Origin of the sequence: Algoriphagus aquatilis (assembly GCF_042657405.1) — a bacterium.
Taxonomy (GTDB): Bacteria; Bacteroidota; Bacteroidia; order Cytophagales; family Cyclobacteriaceae; genus Algoriphagus; species Algoriphagus aquatilis.
On record NZ_JBHSKS010000001.1, the window covers coordinates 136,762 to 161,376 of the forward strand.

The 24,615-nt window shown below is 34.8% G+C and carries 19 protein-coding genes; all 19 read left to right on the forward strand.

Annotated features, from left to right (window positions below; all coding sequences use genetic code 11):
* The first annotated feature begins 35 nt into the window (after positions 1–35).
* On the forward strand, positions 36–1,274 hold the full coding sequence (locus tag ACFPIK_RS00575; RefSeq protein WP_377911125.1) for a flippase: 1,239 nt from the start codon (positions 36–38) through the stop codon (positions 1,272–1,274).
* Entirely contained in the window at positions 1,261–1,875 is a 615-nt protein-coding gene (locus ACFPIK_RS00580) for a class I SAM-dependent methyltransferase (protein WP_377911127.1), read from the forward strand. The genes ACFPIK_RS00575 and ACFPIK_RS00580 overlap by 14 nt, the downstream gene beginning before the upstream one ends.
* Positions 1,876–1,924: 49 nt before the next feature.
* The gene (locus tag ACFPIK_RS00585) at positions 1,925–2,914 is read left to right on the forward strand and encodes a glycosyltransferase (RefSeq protein WP_377911129.1); all 990 of its coding nucleotides are present in this window, start codon (positions 1,925–1,927) and stop codon (positions 2,912–2,914) included.
* 44 nt (positions 2,915–2,958) lie between these two features.
* A complete protein-coding gene (gene asnB / locus ACFPIK_RS00590; protein ID WP_377911131.1) occupies positions 2,959–4,857 on the forward strand; it encodes an asparagine synthase (glutamine-hydrolyzing) in 1,899 nt (632 codons plus the stop codon).
* Positions 4,854–5,642, forward strand: a complete 789-nt coding sequence (locus tag ACFPIK_RS00595) for a glycosyltransferase domain-containing protein (protein WP_377911133.1) — start codon at positions 4,854–4,856, stop codon at positions 5,640–5,642. The genes asnB (ACFPIK_RS00590) and ACFPIK_RS00595 overlap by 4 nt, the downstream gene beginning before the upstream one ends.
* A 20-nt stretch (positions 5,643–5,662) precedes the next feature.
* Positions 5,663–6,412: a hypothetical protein gene (locus tag ACFPIK_RS00600; RefSeq protein WP_377911135.1), complete on the forward strand. Its 750-nt coding sequence runs from the start codon at positions 5,663–5,665 to the stop codon at positions 6,410–6,412.
* The gene (locus tag ACFPIK_RS00605) at positions 6,402–7,469 is read left to right on the forward strand and encodes a hypothetical protein (protein WP_377911137.1); all 1,068 of its coding nucleotides are present in this window, start codon (positions 6,402–6,404) and stop codon (positions 7,467–7,469) included. The genes ACFPIK_RS00600 and ACFPIK_RS00605 overlap by 11 nt, the downstream gene beginning before the upstream one ends.
* Complete coding sequence (locus ACFPIK_RS00610) at positions 7,444–8,325, forward strand: glycosyltransferase (RefSeq protein ID WP_377911139.1); 882 nt, start codon at positions 7,444–7,446, stop codon at positions 8,323–8,325. Before ACFPIK_RS00605 ends, ACFPIK_RS00610 begins: the two co-directional genes overlap by 26 nt.
* 57 nt (positions 8,326–8,382) lie before the next feature.
* The gene (locus ACFPIK_RS00615) at positions 8,383–9,780 is read left to right on the forward strand and encodes a UDP-glucose 6-dehydrogenase (protein ID WP_377911141.1); all 1,398 of its coding nucleotides are present in this window, start codon (positions 8,383–8,385) and stop codon (positions 9,778–9,780) included.
* A 130-nt stretch (positions 9,781–9,910) separates the two neighbouring features.
* On the forward strand, positions 9,911–11,005 hold the full coding sequence (locus tag ACFPIK_RS00620) for a DUF1972 domain-containing protein (protein WP_377911143.1): 1,095 nt from the start codon (positions 9,911–9,913) through the stop codon (positions 11,003–11,005).
* A 171-nt stretch (positions 11,006–11,176) separates the two neighbouring features.
* Positions 11,177–12,697 carry a capsule assembly Wzi family protein gene (locus ACFPIK_RS00625; RefSeq protein ID WP_377911145.1) on the forward strand — a complete coding sequence of 507 codons (1,521 nt, stop codon included), beginning with the start codon at positions 11,177–11,179 and terminating at the stop codon, positions 12,695–12,697.
* Positions 12,698–13,011: 314 nt separating this feature from the next.
* Positions 13,012–14,316, forward strand: coding sequence for a nucleotide sugar dehydrogenase (locus tag ACFPIK_RS00630; protein WP_377911147.1), 1,305 nt, complete (start codon positions 13,012–13,014; stop codon positions 14,314–14,316).
* Between the two features lie 162 nt (positions 14,317–14,478).
* On the forward strand, positions 14,479–15,216 hold the full coding sequence (locus ACFPIK_RS00635) for a polysaccharide biosynthesis/export family protein (RefSeq protein ID WP_377911149.1): 738 nt from the start codon (positions 14,479–14,481) through the stop codon (positions 15,214–15,216).
* A 4-nt stretch (positions 15,217–15,220) separates the two neighbouring features.
* On the forward strand, positions 15,221–17,617 hold the full coding sequence (locus tag ACFPIK_RS00640) for a GumC family protein (protein WP_377911151.1): 2,397 nt from the start codon (positions 15,221–15,223) through the stop codon (positions 17,615–17,617).
* A 109-nt stretch (positions 17,618–17,726) separates the two neighbouring features.
* Positions 17,727–18,446 (forward strand): hypothetical protein, encoded by a 720-nt coding sequence (locus ACFPIK_RS00645; protein WP_377911152.1) that lies wholly within the window; start codon positions 17,727–17,729, stop codon positions 18,444–18,446.
* A 111-nt stretch (positions 18,447–18,557) separates the two neighbouring features.
* Positions 18,558–20,255 carry an ABC transporter ATP-binding protein gene (locus ACFPIK_RS00650; RefSeq protein ID WP_377911154.1) on the forward strand — a complete coding sequence of 566 codons (1,698 nt, stop codon included), beginning with the start codon at positions 18,558–18,560 and terminating at the stop codon, positions 20,253–20,255.
* A gap of 8 nt (positions 20,256–20,263) precedes the next feature.
* Positions 20,264–21,343, forward strand: coding sequence for a glycosyltransferase family 4 protein (locus ACFPIK_RS00655; protein ID WP_377911156.1), 1,080 nt, complete (start codon positions 20,264–20,266; stop codon positions 21,341–21,343).
* 1 nt (position 21,344) lies between these two features.
* Positions 21,345–23,207 (forward strand): asparagine synthase (glutamine-hydrolyzing), encoded by a 1,863-nt coding sequence (gene asnB / locus ACFPIK_RS00660; protein WP_377911158.1) that lies wholly within the window; start codon positions 21,345–21,347, stop codon positions 23,205–23,207.
* Positions 23,208–23,218: 11 nt separating this feature from the next.
* Positions 23,219–24,613 (forward strand): glycosyltransferase family protein, encoded by a 1,395-nt coding sequence (locus tag ACFPIK_RS00665; RefSeq protein ID WP_377911160.1) that lies wholly within the window; start codon positions 23,219–23,221, stop codon positions 24,611–24,613.
* Positions 24,614–24,615: the final 2 nt, after the last annotated feature.

The following is a 24,615-nucleotide window of genomic DNA, read 5'->3' on the forward strand; positions in this document are numbered from 1 at the left end:
CTAAAAATCTTCTTTAAATCATGTTTTTTTGAATTTTGGGTAGAGAAAGCTTAATTTCAAATATTTTTAATTTATTGGTGCTTCAGGGCATGAATTATATCATGCCATTGGTTACGTTTCCGTACTTAGTCAGAGTGCTGGGAGTTGATCAATATGGAGTTCTTTCTTTCTCTTTAGCGGTATCATCTTATTTTATATTAGTTACAGATTATGGTTTTAATCTATCTGCAACACGTCAAGTATCTATTCATAGAGATTCACCTAAAAAATTAGAAGAGATTTTTTCCTCTGTGATGTTAATAAAATTTCTGTTGATGGCGATTTGTTTTCTTTTGATGCTTTTTTTGATTTTTTTGATTGAGTATTTTATGCAGTTAAAGAACCTACTGTTACTATCTTTCGGTATGGTAGTAGGGCAGATACTTTTTCCAGTTTGGTTTTTTCAGGGTATTGAAAGGATGAAATACATTACCTATTTGAGTATTGTAGCTAAATTGATTTTTACTTTAGGTATTTTTCTATTCGTTAGAGAAAAATTAGACGTATGGTTGGTTCCATTGCTTAATTCTATCGGTATATTAATTGTAGGATTGATCTCTACTTTTCTGATTGTAAGAAAATTTAAAGTGAAATTCTCTGTTCCCAAAAGAGAAGTCATTTCTTTTTATTTAAAGGATGGTTGGAATATATTCACTTCTAATCTAGCTATTCTGGGCTATAAAAATAATTCTATAGTTTTATTGGGATTTTACCTTGATCCTGTAAATCTTGGATTTTACTCAATTGGAAAAAAGATTTTTGAAGCGATTAATGGATTAAATGTGGTCATCTCGCAGGCATTTTTTCCTAGCGTTTCTCAAGCCCAGGTAAGTGTTGGATATTCAATTTCAAGTAGGCTTAGGGATTTATTTTCAATCTCTTTAATTCTGTCAATAGTTATTTTTTTTAGCACATTCTTCTTTGCGGATTTTATTTCTTATCTGGTTTCCGGAGAACAGCAGCCTATAGTGATAGAGATTTTGCAACTTCTTGCTGTAGCTTTATTTATAATTGGTATTAATGTTCCCGCTGTTCAATATTTATTGGCAACAGGAAATTCAAAAAGATTTAGTTTTATAGTTTGGGTGGGTGTATTAGTAGACCTTATTTTGCTTTTTGTTTTAGTGCCAACTTATGATTATAGAGGGGCTTTGTATTCTACTTTAATTTCTGAAATTTTAATTACAATATCTTTATATTATTCAAGTTATTTGATCTACAATGCACACCGATAAGTTTGACGATATACTATTTGATTATAAATCTAAATATGGCAAATGCGTCCTTGAATTAGGCCCTGGAGAAACTAAACAATTTGAGCATTGTATTGGGTTAGATATTATGGCCAAGGAAAGTGTAGATTATGTGTGTGATTTATCTAATGGGTTCAGTTTTATCCCAGATTCATCTATAGATGAGATTAGGTCCAGTCATTTTTTGGAGCATATCGATAATCTACCAAATTTTTTAAGAGAGGTTTCTAGGGTGTTGAAGCCAAATGGAAAGATGATAAATATCGTGCCTCACTTTTCAAATCCCTATTATTACAGCGATTATACACACAAAAGTTTTTGGGGGCTTTATTCTATCTCCTACTTTAGTAAAAATTCATTTTTTAAGCGCAGGGTGCCTACCTATTATAATGACTTGGATTTTGATATTGTGGATGTGAAACTGATTTTTAGATCTGATTTTAGGCTAAGAAATTTGTTTAAGAAGTTTCTTACTAGAGTATTTAATTCTTCTAATTATATGAAAGAATTATATGAAGAGACATTTACCTATATTTTTCCTTGTTATGAAATTTATTTTGAGATTCAGAAGACTTCAAAATAGTTTATGAATTTGGATATTTTGTATAGGTTCTACTTTTCTTGACTATGAAATGCAAGTAGTTGCAGTAATTGTAACATACAGTAATAGATTTCATCTTTTGGAACAAGTCGTTAAAGCGGTGTTTCGTGAAGGAGTTAGTGAAGTTTGGGTAGTGGACAACGGATGTCCCAAGGAGATAAAATTGCAAATTGATGAGCTGAAGAATAAAACTTCAGACCTTAGAGTCTTTACCAATCAAGAAAACTTAGGCACCGCAGGAGCCTATTCTTTGGTATTGGACTATGGATTTAAGCGACAAGAGGATTTTTTTTTCTGGTTTTTGGATGATGATAATTTGCCTTGCGCCGGTTCCCTTTTTGCTCTTCAAGAAGCCTACAAGTATCTTTCAGTAAGAATTGCTAATCCTGTATTGTACAGTTATAGAGGCAATCAATGGAAAGATGATTTGGCAGCGGTTACTAAAGGAGAAATTAAAGGCCCTTTAATTAATGGCTATTGCGGTTTTGATATTTTTAGGTACTTGAAAAGTAAGTTTTCTAAAAATAGTCTAGAGCTAATTCCCAAGGATATAAATTATCCAATTGTTGGGGTAAAATATGGTCCATATGGAGGCTTATTTTCCCGTGTAGATAATTTACGTAGAATTGGTTTGCCCAATAATGAGTTTTTTGTTTATGTGGATGATCATGAGTATACACTAAGGTTATATAGATCTGGTATTCCGCAATTTTTAGTGTATTCTAGTCAGATTGAGGACTTGGATATGTCCTTTAAAGATGGAGAAGATATATTTAGTCCAAGTATTTCTTTATTTAAATTGTATTATTCTTTTAGAAATACTGCTTTTTTTTATCAACAAATCAAAAAGAGTAATTTAATATATTTTATTAATAAAATTTCCTTTCACTTAATTATTTGTTATTGGTCAATGTTCAAGTTTTTACAAAAACCAGCATTTATTTATAAAAGGATTAAGTTTTTATTTAATGCAGTTCGATTAGGTGAGAATGGTATTTTCAAAGAGTTTTCTAAACATTGAGTCATTCGCTTTGACTAGGTTTTAATAATCAAATGTAGATTTTCATGTGTGGAGTTTCGGGTTTTGTTGACTTTAAATTTTCTTCTGATGAGGTAATTTTAAGAAAGATGACTGATTCATTGATTCATAGGGGGCCCGATGATGCCGGATATTTTTTAACAAATACTGCGAAATCACAAATAGGGTTAGGACACCGTCGTCTTTCTATCTTAGACTTGACTGAACAGGGTCATCAACCTATGGTTTTTGGTAAATTGAAAATAATTTTCAACGGTGAAGTTTATAATTTCAAAGAAATTCGTGCCGACTTGGAAGCTGAAGGATTTTCATTTGATTCCAATTCCGATACAGAGGTCATTCTTAAAGCCTTTAGCCGTTGGGGCAAAGAGATGGTTCATCGATTAAACGGCATGTTTGCTATAGTAATCTTTGATTCCGAGCAAGGGATTTTGACGTTGATTCGTGATCGTGCGGGGGTTAAGCCTTTGTATTGGTATTATCATGATGGGCTATTTTTATTTGCTAGTGAGCTAAAAAGCTTCCATGAGCATCCCTCGTTTATTAAGGAGATAGATACCCAAGGGTTGAGTTTGTTTTTTCAATATGGATATATTCCAGAGCCTTATACTATTTTCAAAAATTCCTTCAAATTAAAGGCTGGCCATATTTTGGAATTTTCTGTCTTTGAGGATTCTATAAAGACCTCCTCCTATTGGAATGTAATTGATTGCTATAATAAAGAAAAACTTGTCTTAGAACCCGACGAAATATTGGATCAGACAGAGACTCTATTGAAATCTGCCTGTGAGTATAGAATGGTGTCGGATGTTCCGGTCGGCGTGTTTTTGAGTGGAGGCTACGATTCATCTGCAGTTACTGCACTTTTACAGTCTTCACGAACTGAAAAGATTAAAACTTTTTCGATTGGTTTTGCTGAAGAACAGTATAATGAAGCCCATCATGCCAAAAAGATAGCCGACTTTTTGGGTACAGATCACAACGAATACTATTGCGGTGAAAAAGACGCATTGGAAATTCTACCTGAACTCCCTCTTTTTTTCGATGAGCCATTCGCTGATAGTTCGATGATACCAACTATTCTGGTAAGTAGATTAGCAAAGCAGCAGGTGACTGTTTCTCTTAGTGCTGATGGTGGGGATGAATTGTTTGGGGGCTATGAAAAATACCTAACTGCGGGAAAATATTTTGATCGTTTTAGTAGATTACCAAATAGGAAGGAGGTTTCCAATGTTTTGGAAATGGTTACACCGAGGAAAATTAGAATCAATTCTATGTTTCCAAAGTTTACAGAAAAATATTACCGGGCGATATCTTTTATGAAATCTGAGTCCCAAACAGATTTCATGGAGAGTCTCCAGAAGTTTTTTACCACCTCGGAGTTGAATGATCTTGCTCAGTTTGAAGCTCACAAGACCCTTACAGGCTTTGATGAATTGGCTCTGTTATCTCAAGATCTGTCAGAATTGGACAAAATGTTGGCCCTTGATTTCAAGACCTATCAGCTTGATAATATTTTGACTAAAGTAGATAGGTCCACTATGTCTATCAGTCTCGAAGGAAGAGAGCCCCTACTTGATTATCGACTTATTGAATTTGTATCTCGAATTGATTCTAATTATAAAATTAAGAATGGAAATAAGAAATATCTCCTGAAAGAGATTACCCATAAGTATATTCCAAAAGAACTTCTTGACCGCCCAAAAATGGGGTTTAGTATTCCTCTAGAAAGATGGTTGAAAGTAGGGTTTTATGATTATATGGACTATTATTTCAGTCCGGAAAAATTAAAAACCCATGGCTTATTTAATGTGTCTCAAATCATCCGGATTAAAGACCAATTTTTAAAAGGTCATGATTACCTTCTGGGGAAAGTTTGGACTATTCTAGTTTTCCAGATGTGGTATGAAAAATGGATGAAGTGAACCTGGAACGATTAGTCGTCTATACAGCACTTTTTGGAGATTACGATGTGCTAAGAGATCCTGTGGGAAAATTTAGTGATGTGGATTTTGTCTGCTTCACTGATCAGGCAGGATTAGTATCCCAAGTGTGGGATATCAGGCTTGTGCCTACAGAGGGTCGCAGCCAAGTGGAATTGAATAGGATATATAAGTTTTTCCCTCACATTTATCTTAAGGAATATTCAATGAGCTTTTATGTGGATTCTAATATCCAGATCAAAGAGAAAGCTAGTGAATTATTCCGCTTTTTGAAGAATTGCCCACATACGTTCGTTTTGCCGGATCATTTTGCAAGAAATTGTATTTATCAGGAAGCCGAGATAATTATTAAATCTAAAAAAGGAAATTCAGCCTTGGTGGTGTCTCAAATGAATTCCTACAAGGAAGATGGATTCCCGGAAAACTATGGGTTGACTGAAAATAACCTGATATTTAGAAGGCAACATGATCCTAAAATAATCGCAGCTATGGAAATGTGGTGGGAAGAGTTTTTTCAAAAAACCAAACGGGACCAACTTTCTTTGATGTATGTATTGTGGAAGTTGAATATCGACTACGTTACAGGAGTTTATTCAGCTCGCAGAAGCCCTTATTTTTCAGTAGACCTTCACAAAAGGTATCAAACAAGATTCAATACTTGGATAGGTTATGTGGCTTTTAAGCGTTTCTATGATTCCAATCAGCCTTTGAATAGATTTTTTGATTGGATTGATATATTGTATGGATTGGTTATACAAACTCGTTGATCTTATTTAATAACTTGGGTTTGATAACACTTATTTTTGCTGTTTATGAAAAGAAATCCAAACTAAGAGAGGATGTATTACAGTTCCTTAATTTTGTTTCCACAGATCCTTCTTTTCAGGTTTTGTTAGTCTACAATGGAGAACTGACTAATTTAAATGATTTGCCTTCCAGTATCAAATTTATATCAAATCCCACACAAGGGTATGATCTAAATTGCTATCTACGAGGATTTTTGGAATGTAAACAGGAAGGGGTTTCTAGACTTATTTTCTTAAATAATTCTATTGAAATAACTGATCCTCTCGTTTTTATTAAAACTTTAAAAAAGATAAGTGGCCTATTGGACAACTCTACTTTTGTGTCATTTAGCTTGAGTGAAGAAATAAGGCCTCATTTTCAATCCTTTTTGTTTGGGATTAATCTTATTGATGATACCAATTCTCAGGTTTTATTGAAGCAAATTTGTCTTGCAAACGACCGACCTTTTTCGAGATACGAAGTGATTCAGGAGTTTGAGCTTAAGACTTTTGAATTTGTGGTGGATTATTTAAAGTGGACATATTCAGTTTTATTTATTCCGAGTTTTTTTATGAGACTTAAGGCGTACGTTAATTTTTTGCTTCACTTTGGTTTTTTTGATAATATCCGAGCAGTTTTTCATCCTAATGAGCTCAATTTTAGCATCTTTCTTAAGAAAGATATACATAGTAAATTCGGTTTTAAAAAAATAAAATCCTCATCCATACTTAATAAGTGGAATGAAAATTAAGGATATCCAATTGACCAATTGGATGTTTTCAGTTTGGCCAATTTTTTTATTAGTGAGCCAAAAAGCGCTGTTACCTGTACAGGTAGTAGCATTCCTCTTATCCAGAAAAGATAAGATATTATTTTATTTTATGCTTTTCTTCATTACATCAGGTGGTTTTTTAGCCCTGCTGTGGATTAATGATTCCTTACGAAATGAATTTGGGTTTATTCACTTTTTAGGCTTTGCTTTATTTGTTATATCGGCAATATTAATAGGTCACTCCTATCGAACCAATTTTTCCTTTGATCTGAAGTGGATTACTATTTTTAATTTCGTATCCATAAGTTTAGCGATTGTTTTTTATGTTTTTAATCTTGATTTCAGCTTCTTTAGAGGCTTAAATTTTATCCGTGGCACTGATGGTGCTATTCATAGAGTCTTTATAGAAACTACTCCTTTGATTGTCCTTAATGATTATAGACTTTTCAAAAAAAACTACCTGAATGTAGTCCTTTTTGCCCTTACTTTTTTTTATGTATTTGTATTGTGTAAAAGTTTTTTTATCATTATTTTCTTCGTTTGGAGACTTTGGATGGATCATAGATTACTTATAATGAAACGAATTTGGTATTTCTTGCCATTGATTCTTTTGGGAGTTTTTTTCATAGGACTAGAGTTAATTTCATTTGTAATCAGAGCTGATTTGGCTTTGAGTATAATTTTTAAATTCAATCAGTTAATGAGTATTTTTGGATTGATCAGTAGTGATTACTTTTTTTTTGGTAGGGGATTTGGTTTTGTGATGGATGAGTTTGTGACAGATTTTAGCCAACCCTATCAGATAGAAATGCAACTACCAATGTTGTTTCTCCAATTTGGTTTAATTGGATTTTTAATGTTTGGGATTTTTATTCTTTTAATTTTTTATTTCAGCGGAGTGAAAAGACCCCTTGCTAGTACTATGATGTATTTTTCCGTGGGATTTGTCAACCCATGGCTGTTTTTGCCGATTTGGTTTTTGACTTGTTGTTATTTCTTTAAAAAAGTGGATGATCAAGATCGCGCTAATCTGTAGTCATAACGGGGAAGAATACTTGTCGGATCAGGTAAGGAGCATGCTTAGTCAGAGCGTTCCTTTGGATCAAATCATTATACATGACTACTTTTCCTCTGATGCTACACGAGCGGTCATCGAATCCTTAAAGGAAGAATCGGGAAAGATATCCTCTCACTATTTCGATGAAGCCAAATCAGCTTGTCATTCTTTTCTTAACTCTATTTCCTGGATAAGAGATCATTATGATGGTTTGGATTATATTTTGTTTTTAAGTGATCAGGATGATGTCTGGGTGGATAAGAAAAATGAATCTGTTTTGAAATACCTTCAGGAAGGTGCTGATTTTGTTTTTCATGATGTGATGATTGCAGATTCTGATTTGAGGGTTCTCAAACCTTCGTTCTATCAGAAATTTTGGGACATAAAAAGAGATTTTTCCTTACCTAGCCTTTATTTGTCGAATTGCGTGATCGGACACACGATCACCGTCACAGGGAAATTTTTAAAACAAATCAATCTCCAATTTGACGATCGTATACCTATGCATGATTGGTATTTGGCCTTGTGGGTGTTGCGGGGTGCATTGCCTTACCAATTTATTCCTGAGGCCTTGAGTTATTATAGGCAGCATGACAAAAATGTATTAGGAGCCTCTCAATCCAATCCTTTGGCCAAAATCAGAAAATCCTATCGTCATGGCAGAGTTTTGTTGAGATATCAAGAATTTCTCCTCGAAAGAGGTTTTGATACGAGTAGCGATTTATGGTATCTATTTAAAAATTCATTAAAAATTAGGCCTTTGAACAAAATGTTTTTTTTGCTTCTGACCTTGTTTTTTTCCACGTTATATCGCCTTGGTTTCTCTAAAGGATGATCAAGTTAAAAGTTAAAGAAAAGCTAGATTTCAAAATTTCCATATAATATTCATTTTATGAAAGTCAAAACTATTTGTTGTATCGGTGCAGGTTATGTGGGTGGACCTACCATGTCTGTCATTGCTCAGAAATGCCCTGACATCAAGGTAATTGTGGTTGATATCAATCAAGATAGAATCGATGCATGGAACCATGAGGATCTTTCTCAGATTCCTGTTTATGAACCTGGTCTGGACCGTGTAGTGGCTGAAGCTCGTGGACGAAATCTTTTCTTTTCCACCGATGTGAATTCCTCTATTCAAGAGGCAGACATGGTCTTTATCTCAGTGAATACTCCAACCAAAACCTATGGAGAAGGAAAAGGAATGGCAGCTGACCTTAAGTGGGTGGAACTTTGTGCTAGACAAATTGCTGAAGCATCCAAATCGGATAAAATTGTGGTTGAAAAATCTACACTTCCTGTTCGTACAGCCCAGGCCGTAAAAGATATTCTTCACAACACAGGCAACGGATTAAAGTTTCAGATTTTATCCAATCCAGAGTTTTTGGCAGAAGGTACAGCCATACCTGATTTGGATAATCCAGATCGAGTCTTGATAGGAGGAGATGATACTCCTGAAGGTAAAGAGGCTATCCAGGCTTTGGTGGATGTATATGCAAATTGGGTTCCAAGGGAAAAAATTCTTACGACCAATGTTTGGTCATCTGAGCTTTCCAAACTTACAGCTAATGCCTTTCTGGCTCAACGAGTATCCTCGATCAATGCGATTTCTGAGCTTTGTGAGGCTACAGGTGCTAACGTGGAAGAAGTGGCAAAGGCAATTGGCACAGACTCCAGAATTGGTCCAAAGTTTTTGAAAGCCTCAGTTGGATTTGGAGGGTCGTGTTTTCAAAAAGATATTCTAAATATGGTCTACATTAGTAGGAGTTATCAACTTAACGAAGTAGCAGATTATTGGGAGCAGGTGATCAAAATGAATGACCATCAGAAAGTCAGATTTGCTAAGAAAATTATAAAAAATTTATACAATACGGTCAGCGGTAAAAAAATCGCCTTCTTGGGATGGGCGTTTAAAAAAGATACTAACGATACGCGTGAGTCAGCCGCTATCTACGTAGCAGACTTCCTTCTGAGTGAGCGTGCCAATATTTGTGTTTACGACCCTAAAGTCCCTAAAGAAAAAGTTTATGCCGATCTCGATTATTTGAATACCCGATTTCCGGAGGAAAACAGACAACTAGTTCAGGTTGCAACCGACCCATATGAAGCATGTAAGGATGCACATGCAGTAGCTATTCTGACGGAATGGGACGAATTTAAAATTCTTGATTGGGGTCAGATTTATGAATTAATGCTTAAGCCAGCTAATGTGTTTGATGGGCGGAATATACTTGATGGAGCAGAAATGAACCAGCTGGGATTTAGATTTCAAGCTATCGGTAAATCCTACTAATGATTTTAGAAAATGAATTTTCCTTTCACTTTTTAAGTCACTTTATTTTTTTGATTTTTTCGTGACAACAGGAAATTACCACTTCGGATTGTTTTGCATCCAATCACATTTTTAATCATAAAGTATTTCAATGAATAAAAAAAAGTTAGCAATCCTTGGAATTGTTGGAGTACCTGCTAACTACGGAGGGTTTGAAACTCTCGTAGATAATTTACTGGATCATTTGCCCAAGTATTTTGAGGTTACGGTCTTTTGTGAAAGCAGGTCCTATCCAGAAAAATTCGAATTATACAAAGGAGCAAAGCTTGCCTATTTAGATTATAAGGCAAATGGCGCTCAAAGTATTATTTATGATTCCATTTCCTTGATTAAATCCTGTAGAAATCATCATTTTATTCTTCTATTGGGTGTTTCTGGGGCAGTCATGATCCCCTTTCTTCGTCCTTTCACCAAGGCAAAAATTGTCACTCATATTGATGGCTTAGAGTGGAGGAGAGATAAGTGGGGGTGGTTTGCAAAAAGGTTTCTAAAATTCTCTGAAAGATTAGCAGTGATGTTTTCTCATGGAGTTATCGCTGATAATAAGCATATTCAAGATTATATCCTCGCCGAATACCAAAAAGATTCCTGTTTAATTGCCTATGGTGCTGACCACGTGTCCCCTGTGGATACAAATGACTACAAGAAGAAATTTTCCTTTTTGGATAGCCCCTATGTGTTCACAGTATGTAGAATTGAGCCTGAAAATAATATTGAAATGCAGCTTAGAGCATTTAAGGAATGTGATATAGGTATGCCTTACGTAGTTGTTGGAAATTGGAGCGCCAACGAGTACGGAATGAAGCTATACCATGACTATTCAAAAGTAAAAAATATTATCCTCTATAATCCGATTTATGAAATGGAGGAATTAAATGTGCTTAGGTCAAATTGTTTCTTTTATCTGCATGGTCATAGTGCCGGTGGAACAAATCCTTCATTAGTTGAGGCGATGTATTTGGGACTTCCAGTAATTGCTTTTGGAGTGAAGTATAATAGAGAAACAACTTTTGGAAAAGCATTGTATTTTAATAATTTCGATGAATTAAAATCATTGTTATTACAAATCAGGGAACTAGATCGACTTGCGATGATGGTAGAATTAGCTAAGCTTGCGAAGAAAAATTATTCTTGGAAAGCAATTTCTAAGAAATATATTAAAATGTTTAAATCATTGGACAGTTAAATTTTTGATGCGATTTTTCTTTTCGCTTTTTTTTATTTTATAGTTTTCGTTTTTGGATTAAACGGGCAAACTCTTCCCGCAGGTATTCCAGTTTTTGAAGAGTTTGCAAGAAGACAACAAATTTTAGGAAATGGATATAAAGATTTTTCTTTTGGATTAAGGCCAATTCCTTTGAAAGAAGATTTGAACCTAAGATTGACAAAAAATTTGAATAACAACATTGAAGTCGTTGATTCAATTACTTTGGAAAAAAAATCAATAAAAATTCTCCCGCTTTTTAGTACGACAATCTTAAATACAAATCGACCCTTTGGTTGGGGTAATTATGGACTTAAAAATGGTAATGGTATACAAACATTACTTTCTCCTGGTATTTTTTTCAAACTTAATTTTTTGGAAATCCAATTTAGGCCAGAATTTATGCTCAGTCAAAATAAAGCTTTTAATGGTTACTCAGATTCCCTTTCAGGGACTTCAGCATTATCTAGGTTTAGATATTGGAATTTTGGGGATAATCCTGAATGGTTCCCAAGTGAATTTAATAGGTTGGCTCACTTAGGGCAGTCTTACATTTCGTTTTCTATTGGCAAAGCTCATCTTGGATTTAGCACTCAAAATATTTGGTGGGGACCAGGTCAATTTTCTGGTCTTATTTTTAGTAACAATGCTAGGGGGATTCCTCATTTATTTTTGGGAACAAAGTCTCCAGCAAATATTGGAATTGGCTTTCTGGAAGCTTCTTTACTTTTTGGCAAAGCAAAGGACTCGGGCATTGCCCCAACTCAAAATCAACGATTAAATTCACTCTATTTTCAGCCTTTCTCTGGGGATTGGAGGTATATTAATGGACTATCATTGACATATTCACCCAAATTTTTAAAGAATTTCTCAGTGGGTTTTAACAGGGTTTTTCAACGATACAGTAAAGATACCCCTCGAACATTCTCTGGCATATTGCCTGTTTTCGAGGTTTTTCAGAAAGAAAAATTATTTCAAAACGGAAACTCAGTGATTTATGATCAACAAGCCCAGGATCAGATCGTTTCGGTATTTTTTAGGTTTAAAAGTGCTAAAGGTAAATTCGAAATATATTCTGAATTTGGAAAGCATGATCATAATTTTAATTGGAGAGAATTCATTTTAAATCCCGAACATACTAGGGCTTATATTTTAGGGTTTCAAAAATTATTTCAACTTCCAAATCCTGGTAAGTTTATTCAAGTTAGGGCGGAGATTGTCCAACAGCAAGAATCAGTAAATAGGTATATTCGATATCCTCTGTTAGGAGTTACCAATACAAGCTGGTTAACTCATTATCAAGTGAGGGGATTTTCTAATTTTGGCGAATCTATGGGGCCTGGAGTGGGTATTGGAGCTAACACTCAAATACTAGAGGCTTCAATTGTACATGGATATTCTAAGTTAGGTGTGATTTTGAAAAGAATAGAAAATCATCAAGATTTCTATTATCAAATCAAACAAGAGGTTCCAAATCAGTTTCCATGGCTTGATTTTTCAACGGGCGTTTTAGCTGATTTTAAATGGAATAAATTTAACATTAGTTCATCTACAGAATTTGTTAAGGCGACGAATTACCAATGGTATGGATCAAAAAAAGCAACACTGGATTTTCAGGGAGGGAATAGGCTTTTCACTGTTTCTGCTAATCTAAATTTGGTTTACTCCTTCTAAATGAGGACAAACATTTATCAATCGAAAAGGCAAGCCAAGAAGTAAAATGAGTAACTTTGGTACTCATTAATTTTTCGAATCATTTCTCCCCGGAGTCCTTTTGGCTATCTACGTAGGAGATTTTTGTTGATCGTATGGTTCGTTTTATAAAAAGGCTAACTCTTTCTTTTGGGACTGAGATGGCGGAGCTTTGAATTTTTGGAAGAAAAATGAAATAAATAGCTTAATGGGTTTATAAGTCTAAGCAGTTTATTTTGAAAGTTAATCTAATCATTGCCTAAAGTTAAATCCTATTTAAAACATTAATATCTAAAATGTTAACATCTATACAAGACTCAAAAATTGCTGTAATTGGATTAGGATATGTAGGTCTTCCATTGGCAGTTGAGTTCGCAAAAAAGTTTCCTGTCATTGGGTTTGATATAGATAAAAAAAGGGTGGGTGAACTTCTCAAGGGTAATGATCATACTCTTGAGGTGGAAGACGATCTGTTGAAATCCGTTTTAACTTCCAACTCCCCTAAAATCGGGCAAATAGGTTTGTTGCCAACATGTGATCCTGAGCAACTTAAATCCTGTAATGTTTACATTGTTACCGTTCCTACACCTACCGATAAGCACAATAGGCCAGTTTTGACACCAATGCTAAAGGCTTCAGAGAACATTGGAAAATACCTGAAAAAGGGTGACGTGGTCATTTATGAATCTACCGTTTATCCGGGTGTTACTGAGGATGAATGTGTTCCTGTACTTGAACAAGTGTCTGGTTTAAAGTATAATGTCGATTTTTTTGCGGGGTATTCTCCTGAGCGAATCAATCCGGGAGATAAAGAACACACAGTTTCCAAAATTCTAAAGGTCACTTCTGGAAGTACACCTGAAGTTGCTGAATATGTGGATCAACTTTACAAAACGGTGATTACAGCGGGCACTCATAAGGCGTCTTCTATCAAAGTAGCTGAGGCTGCGAAAGTGATTGAGAATTCTCAACGTGACATCAATATTGCATTCGTTAACGAGCTGTCAAAAATCTTCAACTTGCTTGGAATTGATACTCATGAAGTTTTGGAGGCAGCGGGTACAAAATGGAATTTTCTCAAATTCAAACCTGGACTTGTTGGAGGACATTGTATTGGAGTTGATCCTTTTTATTTGGCTCAAAAAGCGCAAGAAGTTGGATATCATCCAGAAATTATTCTGGCAGGTCGGCGCTTAAACGACAGTATGGGAAAATATGTGGCTACAGAGGTCATAAAGCTCATGATGAGAAAAGATCTGAAAGTTATTGATTCGAAAGTTTTAATATTAGGTTTTACATTCAAAGAAGATTGTCCTGATGTCAGAAACACACGAGTAATTGACATTTACAATGAATTGAAGTCATTTGATATGGATGTTGATGTGTACGACCCGTGGGCTAATCCAGAGGAAGTACAAAAAGAGTATGGAATTTTTATTACATCAGCAGATCAAGTTCCTAAATTATCTGACTATTCAGCTATTGTATTGGCGGTTTCCCATAATCAATTCCGTACATTACCATTGAGAAAAAATCGCAATCAAGTAATTTTTGACGTGAAAGGATTTTTACCAAAATCTGAAGTTGATGCAAGACTTTGATTTTTAGAAGTAAATAGAACTTTATAATCTTGATAAATTCATATTTTTGAAAACCACTTTACCCAAATTCAAATGATTCTAAAGCAACTTCGATTAATTCTATTGTTCTGCATTTCCCTAATAATATTGAATTCGTGCGTCTCAAATAAAAAGCTTGTTTACATGCAAGAGTTAGAAGGGAGCACTACTCCCCTTGTAGAATCAAGCGTAAAGTATCCTTATCAGACAGAACAATACTTACTGCAGGTCAATGATATCGTAGAAGTAAATGTCAAAACAACTGATCAAGATCTCAATAGATTACTCATGGCGACAAGTAATGATCAGGTAATGAATCAAATGGCTGGAGGTCAAAGTGTTGGGGATGTCTTTTTTATGAATGGCTTTACAATTGATGATGACGGTAAAATTGAATTACCTTTAATTGGAGAAGTGAGGTTAGAAGGTCTGACTATAGAGCAGGCAAAGATTTTGGTTGAAGAGGAAGTGAAAAAATATGTTAAGGAAGGAGAGTATTTTGTAAGGGTGCGATTAGGTGGAGTTAGATTCAGCGCGCTTGGTGAGTTCAATAATTCTGGTAAGTTCACTATTCTTCAAAATAGAGTTACCATCTTCGAAGCCATAGCTTTTGCAGGTGATTTGAGCAGGTTGGCTAAAAGGAACGAAGTACTTTTGATAAGACAATATCCAGATGGCTCCCAAATCCATAAGATAAATTTATTGGATAGAAGTTTACTTACATCTGAATACTACTGGCTAAAGCCTAATGATCTAATCTATGCTGAACCCATGAAGGTGAGGGAAATAGGTGCAGGAAGTACCTTAGTTGAAACCCTTACCTTGCTTTCAACCTCAATTACCGCAATTGCCTTAATACTTACTTTAGTCCAGAATAATTAAAACTATGAGCCTTGATTCCGAAGAGAAAGAATTTTTTAATGAAGAAAGTTCTTTTGATATTCGATCTGTAATTCCCAAGATAATTCGGATTTGGCCGATTATTCTTGTATCAATATTAATATTTTTTGTAGGTTCCTATATCTATACAAGAATGACTACTCCGGTTTTCAGAGTGTCAGGATTATTTTTTGTGAAAGATACAGAAGGGCAATTCAACCTATTCAGTAGCCCCGGCATAGATGGTACTGTAAAGAATGGACTGGTAAATGAGATTACAATCCTAAAGTCAAGACCTATCGCTGAAGCCACTTTAAGACAGCTGGACTTCAATGTTGAATATTATACGAAAAGCACTTTTATTAATAATGAGCTTTACCAAAATACACCAATTTTGGTAGAAGTAAATTGGAAACAGCCTCAGATTACTCAGGGCCTTCTTACAATAAGATGGACAAATGAGCAAAAATTTTCGCTCTCTTTTGAGGATAAAGATTATATAAAATACCTGCCTGATGGCTCAAAAGCTAGGCTGGAAATAATTCCAGAACCTACTGAGTATGCATTTGGTGAATGGATCAAAACTAACAATTTTGAAATTAAAGTCACCAAGACAAGCGCTGATTCAGAAGGTGAAATTTTGGTAAAATTCAGAGATCTAGAATCTTTAATTGGGGAGTATGCGGGCAAACTAATTGTTGAAAATTCTCAAAAAGAGGGTACAATTTTGGAAATGGGTCTGCAGACTCCGAATGTAAGAAAAGGTGAAGTTTATATCAATAAATTGATGGAAACTTACTTATTCCTTGAATTAGAAGAAAAGAATGAAGTAGCATCTAATACAGTCCGATTTATTGATAGTCAAGTTGCTGGAGTTTCTGATAGTTTAAGACAATTTGAAAATCAACTTCAAACATTCAGATCCTCTAATAAAATTTACAATCTTGAAACTGAGAGTTCTTCCGTATTTACACAATTGACTGACCTAGAGGCCCAGCTTTCTCAGGAACAATTTAAAAGGACTTATTACCGAAATTTATCAGGTTATTTAGAAAGAGAGCAATACAGTGATTTGGTTGTACCATCTGGAATTGGGATAGATGATCCGATTTTGAATTCCTTGATTTCTAATTTAATGGAGCTTCAAGTCGATAAATCTAGACAATTGGCAACACTAACCGAGCAGGCTCCTGTTGTTCAGGCTACGTCAAACAAGATTAAAGAGCTTAACAGATCTATACAGGTATTATTAAAAAATGTAGATAGTAATTCCGCACTTTTAATTCAGGATTTGAAATCAAGGATTTCTCAAATAGAAGGCTCATTTAGGAATCTTCCAGAAACGGAACAGAATTTAATCAGGATTCAAAGGCAGTTTGCTCTAAATGAAAATATCTATAATTTTTTAATGGAGAAAAGGGCCGAGGCAGCCATTACTAAAGCATCAAACAAGGCAGAAAATAAAATTATTGAACCTGCTACTGGCGGATACCTGGTTAGTCCAATTCCGATTCGAAATTATTCGCTTGGTATTTTTGTCGGTTTTATTATTCCAATTTTAGTTCTTTTAATTAGGGAATTAACTAGAACCAGAATTGAGGATGTGTCATACTTGGAAAAGAAACTTAGAATTCCCTTGCTTTCTACAATTCTTTACAATAAGAAGAAGTCAAATCTTGTAGTATTGGAACAAGGAAAGTCAGGATTGGCAGAAGGTTTCAGATCACTCAGAGCCAACATTCGATTTGCTGCGCCAAATGAAAATCAACTTACTGTAATGGTTACTTCTACTATCTCAGGCGAAGGAAAAACTTTTTGTGCAATGAACTTGGCTTCTGTCTACTCCTTGACAGGTAAAAAGACCGTGTTGGTTGGTTGTGATATGCGAAAGCCAAGAATCTTTAATGACTTTGGAATTTCTAATGAAGTTGGACTTTCTACTGTTTTGAGTGGACAAATAGATTGGGATAAAGCGGTTAGTAAATCAAAATATGATAATTTAGATATTCTAGTATCAGGTCCTACTCCTCCAAATCCGGCTGAATTACTCTTCACAAAGAATTTTGGAGATCTCATAACAGAGCTTAAAAATAATTATGAAGTTGTAATCCTTGATACGCCACCAATTGGATTAGTAAGTGAAACTATTGATCTGTTGCCTTATGTAGACCTTACTTTGTTTGTATTTAGACAAAACTACAGTCAAAGGACATTCGTAGAGGCTTTAAATGGTCTAAAAACTAGTAAGGGGCTAAAGAATTTATATGCAGTATTTAACGGTGTGGATGGAAGTAATGTTACCTATGGCTATGGTTATACCTATGGTTATGGATATGGATACTATGATGATGATAAAAATGAGAAATATAACTTTTTAAATAGATATTTCAGAAAGAAAGCGTAGCTAGTTTGTGTTTCGATTTAAGAAACAACTAAAAATAAGTGACTGATTTAATTACCTTTTAATTGTAAGTTTACTTTCTTGTCCTAATTATTGTTTATTCCCCAATAAAATGAGTTATGTCATTCTTTTAACTGCTACAATTAAACCTTTGGGTGTTCTTGAGCCAAATGGTAGAAATGATGTGAAGGAAAGAGAAATTGATTATTTTAAGGCTGTAAAATTTTACTTAGAGCAAGGTTATCGTGTTGTTTTTATTGAAAATTCTAACACATATTCCAGATTAATAATTGACCTTAAAAAGCAATTTGATACCTTGGAATACATGAGTTTCCTTTCAAAGGTAAGTCATTTGGGTAAATCACATGGAGAAGTCGAAATATTTCATTATGCGATGTCTAATTCTCAGTTCCTCAAGGAAGTTGATTACTTGATTAAAATAACGGGGAGATATGTTATTAAGAACATAAATGATGTTATAATACCTACTAATTTTGTTTCAAAAGAAGTTTATGTTAATCCTACTAGAAACCTTAAATGGGCAGACTCTAGATTGATGATAATGAAAAAGACTTTTTATTTTAATTATTTTATTCCATCTGTTGAAAAGTATCTTGATGAAAGCAAGAAAGTATTCATGGAATATGTATTGATGAAAGCAGTCTTTCTATACCTTTTAGATGCTGGTGAATTAAATCTTTGGCCAGCTTACCCAGCTTATGATGCCTATGATGGCACACATAATGAAAAGATTAGCTTCGGTTTCTTTAAAAGATTAAAATATAATCTATATTACAAATTAAAGACAATAATCTTCAAGCATCGAGCTTGATCTAAAATGAATAAGTTATCTTTATTACTTGAAAAGTACTTCAGACACTTTTTTTTCTTTTATTCCTATTTGGGATATAGGTCAATCGTGTTGATATCATTCAGCATTTTTGTGGGGCTTCTAGATGGGTTTGGATTGGCAATGTTCATTCCTGTATTCCAACTGGCAGCTGATGGTGGGAATCTAGAGTCATCTCAATCTATGGGAGAACTTCAATTTTTAATTGATTGGTTAAGAATAATTGGACTTAATCTCAACCTGACCACTGTTATAATTGTATTGGTTGTTCTTTTTATATTGAAAGCGATTTTGAAATTTATTGATGGATGGTATAAAATCAAACTCCAAAATCAATTTGTAAAAAACCTTAGAAACCAATTAGTGGATGGTCTTAGTAATCTAGATTATAAAAACTTTTTAAAACTAGATTCTGGTAAAGTTCAAAATGTACTTGGTTCTGAGGGTATTAAATTAACTTATGGTTTTTTGGCCTACTTCAATTCTGTTCAACACGCTGTTTTACTTTTGGTTTACATAGGTTTAGCTATGTTGTCTAACTTTCAATTTGCCATTCTTGTTAGTATTGGTGGTTATTTATCTAATTTTGTTTTTCGGGTTCTTTTTAGGAATACTGAAATAGCCTCAGTGGGCCTTTCTAATTTGGGTCATACTTATCAATCTTTCTTGGTTCAATCAGTTTATAATTTCAAATATTTGAAGGCGACTGATTATTTTTCTTCCTATAAAGAAAAGTTAAAGGATATAATTGATAGAATTGAGCATAATCAACGGAAAATAGGAATATACAATGCAATTATGTCAAGCGCTCGTGAGCCAATGATTTTATCCGTTGTAGTTTTGATTATTGCCATTCAAGTTAATTACTTCGGTGGTACGATTGCCACTATAATGCTGAGTTTAATGTTTCTTTATCGAGCATTAAATTTTATAGTAACTCTGCAGGGAAGTTGGCAAGGATTCATTTCCAATATTGGAGGACTCAGAGCTTCTGTTGATTTAATTGATGAATTCAAAGATGGTGCAGAATCATTTCCATTGGATAATGAATTAAAGAGAATAGATTCCCTAAAACTCGATAGTATTAGTTTTTCCTATCCAAATGGATTTCAAGTATTAAAAAATATACAACTTGAATTACGACCTCTTAAAACTTATGCATTCGTAGGAGAAAGTGGTAGTGGTAAAACTTCTTTGGTTAATCTCATTATAGGATTGTTGACTCCAACAGAGGGTAATGTAATAGTTAACCATGAAAATAGGAGCTTGGTAAATCTTTCTACTTACAGAAAAAGGTTTGGATATATTACCCAAGAACCAGTGATCTTCAATGATACGATTTTTAATAATGTAACACTTTGGGCGCCTGATAATCTAGAGACTAGATCTAGATTTAATCAAGCCATAAAGCTTTCTAACTTGGATGCTTTTGTGTTAGGGTTACCTGATCAAGAACAAACGAAGCTTGGTGATAATGGTATTTTGATTAGTGGTGGGCAAAAGCAACGAATTTCTATAGCTAGAGAATTATTTAAGGAGGTAGATATTTTAATTTTTGATGAAGCAACTTCTGCTTTAGATTCTGAGACTGAAAGACAAATTCAGGATAATATCGATATGCTCATGGGGAAATTTACCATGATCATAATTGCTCACCGATTAAGTACGGTTAGGAAGGCAGATGTCATTTCGTTAATGTCTAAAGGGCAAATAATTGATTCAAATAATTTCGAGAGTCTTTTGGAATCCAATCCTCAGTTCAAGAGGATGGTTGAACTCCAAGAATTTTAATTTTTATTTTGAAGAGAGTTTTAATTTCTAACACACCTCTTCCTTCTACTAGAATTGGTAGTTGGACTAATAGAATTACGAGGTTAATAGAAAATAATCCGAATTTTTTTGATTTTATTCTTTCTCCAACAGAAATACCTAATGACTCCTTTATTTTCTGCGAGAAGAAAAAGTGGATTCCATTTTTCCCTGCAAGATTTAGAAGTTGGCATATCCTTTCCCATGTTTCTAGACAATTTGTAAATAGATTTTTAACGCTGGATATTCATCGCGAAAAGGTCCAAGTGCTGATCATGGATGATCTTATCCTATTGGAAGCTTTCGCTAGACTTAAGTCCAAAGGATTTGATTTTGAACTTGTATTTTCTTTTCATGGGCACTCATTTCTTTTTGGTGGGGGATGGTCGCAACAAGTTGATAAAGTTCTTTTTTTAACAAATTTAGGCTATGAGGAATCGGTAGAAAGAAATGAAGTCTTTACACCTATTGTATCTGTAGTAGGCAATGGAGTAGATTCTTCCCGATTTTTTCCGCTATCTCAAAATGAAAAATTGGCAAGAAAAGTTGAATTGGGATATAATCCCGAATCAAGGATTTTGATTTGGTTATCCAATCCGCGGCCTAAAAAGGGGTTTCATTTATTTAAAGAGCTTTTAAAACGGATAATCCCTAAGTTTCAAGGGCTAGAAATAATAGTTATTGGTTCGGAGTCACCAATTTCAGAAGACATTCCAAACATCAGGTATTTGGGTAAGATCCCTAATAATGAACTCCCTTATTTTTTGCAAATAGGAGATTTTTATGCGTTTACTTCTTTGTGGAAGGAGGGGTTCGGGCTTTCGCTCGCTGAAGCTGCAAAGTGCGGAAACCGTATTATTGCAGCAAATTCGGGAGGTATCCCTGAGGTAATCAGTAATTTGCCCGGAGCATTATTGGTTCATCATCCAAACATATTGGAGGAGTGGGAAGCAGCGTTTGATATTGCTTGGAAAGAAAGAGATGACTTTTTCCCAAACAAGAATCTGCTTGATGGATTTCAGAGTCTTGAAAATTGGGAAAAAAGATATTTAAAAGCGTTGGTTTCCTGATATGTGTGGTATTGCGGGTATACTAAGTTTAAAGAATGACCTCACTCCAAGCCACCTGAATAGGCTAGAGAAGTCGCTGCAATTGCAAGCTCATCGAGGGCCAGATGCTAAGTCAATTTGGGCAAATTCTAAAGTGGCTTTAGGTCACAATAGGCTTTCCATTATTGACCTCTCCTCATCCGCCAATCAGCCATTCTATAATGAAGATCTGGGATTGACCATTGTCTTTAATGGGGAGATATATAATTACCTAAGTTTAAAAAAGGAATTAAAGTCATTAGGTTACCACTTTATTACTACCTCGGATACAGAAGTTCTTTTGGCAGCTTTTAGGCATTATGGTAAGACTATCTGTGAGCATCTGATTGGCATGTTTGCTTTTGTGATATATGATCATCAAAATCAATCTGTATTTGCAGCTCGAGATCGTTTCGGAGAAAAGCCTTTCTTTTACATCCATACTGACGAAGAATTTTTGTTTGCATCTGAATTAGGTGCATTAGCTGAGCTATATACTCGGGCACTTACCATCAATCAATCTGCAGTGGTGGATTTGATGGAGAATATGTTTATAAATCCTCATCATTCGATCTATTCTGAAGTAAGCATCTTTCCTCCTGGTTCTCAAATGGTTCTTGATGGTAGTGATCTTAATTTTTCAACTTATTATTCATTTCCTAAACAAGTAACTTCTTCAATTGGATTTACTTCGCTTAAAAAGCAAGTTAAATCTCTGTTATATGATATTGTTGATCAAGAACTACATGCCGATGTGCCTGTAGCCACTTTCTTGAGTTCAGGTATCGATTCTTCTGTTATTTCGGCTATTGCCAAGGAAATCAAACCAGATATCTTGGCTGTAACCATGTCCACAGGAGATCCATCAAGCGATGAAACTGCTGATGCTAAAGAATTTGCGAAAAAGCTAAATATAAGACAAGAGGTGGTTCATGTGGATCCGGGAGCACTTTCAATATTGGCTAAGCTTTTTAAATCGATTCAGCCTCTTGCAGATGCTTCAGTTATTCCCACTCACTTGGTCACTGAGGCAGTCTCTAAACATACCAAAGTTATGTTGTCTGGGGATGCCGGTGATGAGGTTTTTGGATCGTACAATAAACCTAATCTTTACAAATCTTATGGAACTAATCCGATTCTTGGTGGAGAACTTGGTTTAAATGCTTTGTTAAATCTGCCCCAAAAAAAAATAGGCAAATACCTTTCCGATAAAAATAGATTTAAGCTGGGTGGCTGGAAAGGTTATTACATGAAAAATAACCTTTCAGGTTGTTTTAAAGAGGTTTTTAAATCTGGTGTTCCTATCAACTATGTTTCTCATGTGGCCGAGGAACTGATTTCTGAATATCAGGGAAATCCTGAAAAACTATCTTTTGGTGTTGACTTACTTACAAGACTACCCGGGGACTTTTTGTTTAAAGTTGACGCCGCAGCCATGAGAAGTTCGCTGGAAGTAAGAGCACCTTTTTTAGATCACAGGCTGGTGAATTTATCTCTTGAAAGTGATTTAAACTCCTTAATGCCAAATCAAATCGATAAGGAAATTACAAAATCTATCTATCAGGATTTTGCAGGATATCCACATAGGGGAAGCAAAAAAGGTTTTTCAATACCATATATGACCTATTTGCAACACTCATGGGGTGATATTTTGGAAGGCTTTTTAAAAGAGCCTCTCTCAGAGACCTATTTCAACTTCAATCCTGTAGGCCTATTGAAAATCTTAAACCAACATCGTCAAATACCTCAGCAATCGCTGGCAAGAGTCTTGTTTTCTGCATTGGTTTTGGAAATTTGGCTGCGAGTATTTCACCTCAAAAGAGAAGTCCACTTTTCTTTTAAATAACCTATTCATTAATGCGTATTTGTTTGTTGATTCCTGACGGAGTCGGAATTAGAAACTATCTATATTCTGATCTTCTTGAAATTTTAAAGAAAGAAGGTCACCAAGTCGTACTTTGGCATAGTCTGGATTCTCAATTGAGCCAATTGGTGGAAAATAGACTTGGAATTAAGTTGGAGCAATACCAATTCGAGCACAAGCCAAATGGAATTTTAATTCAATGGTTAAGAGAGGCAGGACGATACGCAAGGATTCGCCTGAATGCCACTAAAATGAATAATTCTACCATTTTAACCAATTGGTCAGGTGCAGCTTCCTCTACAAAAGGTAAACTACTTAATAAAGCTGCAGAATGGTTAGGTAAGCGAATTTCGACCTATAAGGCAATTGAAGTTGTAGAATCACAAGGATTTAGATTGCTTAAAAGATCGGATGAAATGATTGATGCTCGCAATATCTTAGAGAAGATCAAACCTGACCTATTATTTTGTACTCATCAACGTGTATTTTCAGTGACTGCAGCCATTCAAGCTGCAAAATCGTTGGGCATCCCAACTGCAACAGCCATTTTTTCTTGGGATAATTTACCAAAAGGAAGACTCCCATTTCGGGTAGATCGATACTTGGTGTGGAGTCAGTACATGAAAGAGGAGTTGCTAAATTACTATCCTGAAATAACGGAGAATAAAATTTCAATTACTGGATCTCCCCAGTTTGACTTTTATTTTAAAAAGGAACTTTTACTTTCTAAGCAGGAGTTTGCTGAAAAATATGGCTTAGATCTTTCAAAAGAGTGGATTTGTTTTTCAGGATGTGATACGTTTACCTCTCCGAATGATCCTAAGTTTTTGAGAGATGTAGCTGAAGAATTAGTGAACGAAGCAGGTATTCAGCTTCTTTTTCGACCTGTCCCAGTAGAGTCAATAGATCGATTTTCATCCGTTCTCAACGCTTGTCCGAATATTAAATTAATCCCCCCTAAATGGGTTCAGGGAGATCATTGGGGAAGCTTTTTTCCTTTATTTGAGGATCTTCAGCTTTTGGTAAATCTAGCGTATCACTGTAAGGTGGTAGTCAATATGGGATCAACAATGGCTTTGGATTTTTCTGTTTTCGGTAATGTAGGTCTCTATTTGAGATATGACCATGAAGGCATCAGACAAGATGCTTCAGTAGATACTATCTATCAATTTCAGCATTTCAGATCGATGGGTGATTGGAAGGCAGTCGGTTATATCTACTCCAAAAGTGAAATTCTCAAACAAGTAAAAACCGCTTTGGAAAATCCGGATCAAATAGCTCCTGACCGTAAGCTGTGGTTTGATAAAATAGTAGAGCCCAATCCAGAAAAGTCTTCTGCAATCCGAATTGCTGAGGTATTTTCAAGTATGGCAAACACCAAAAATTGATT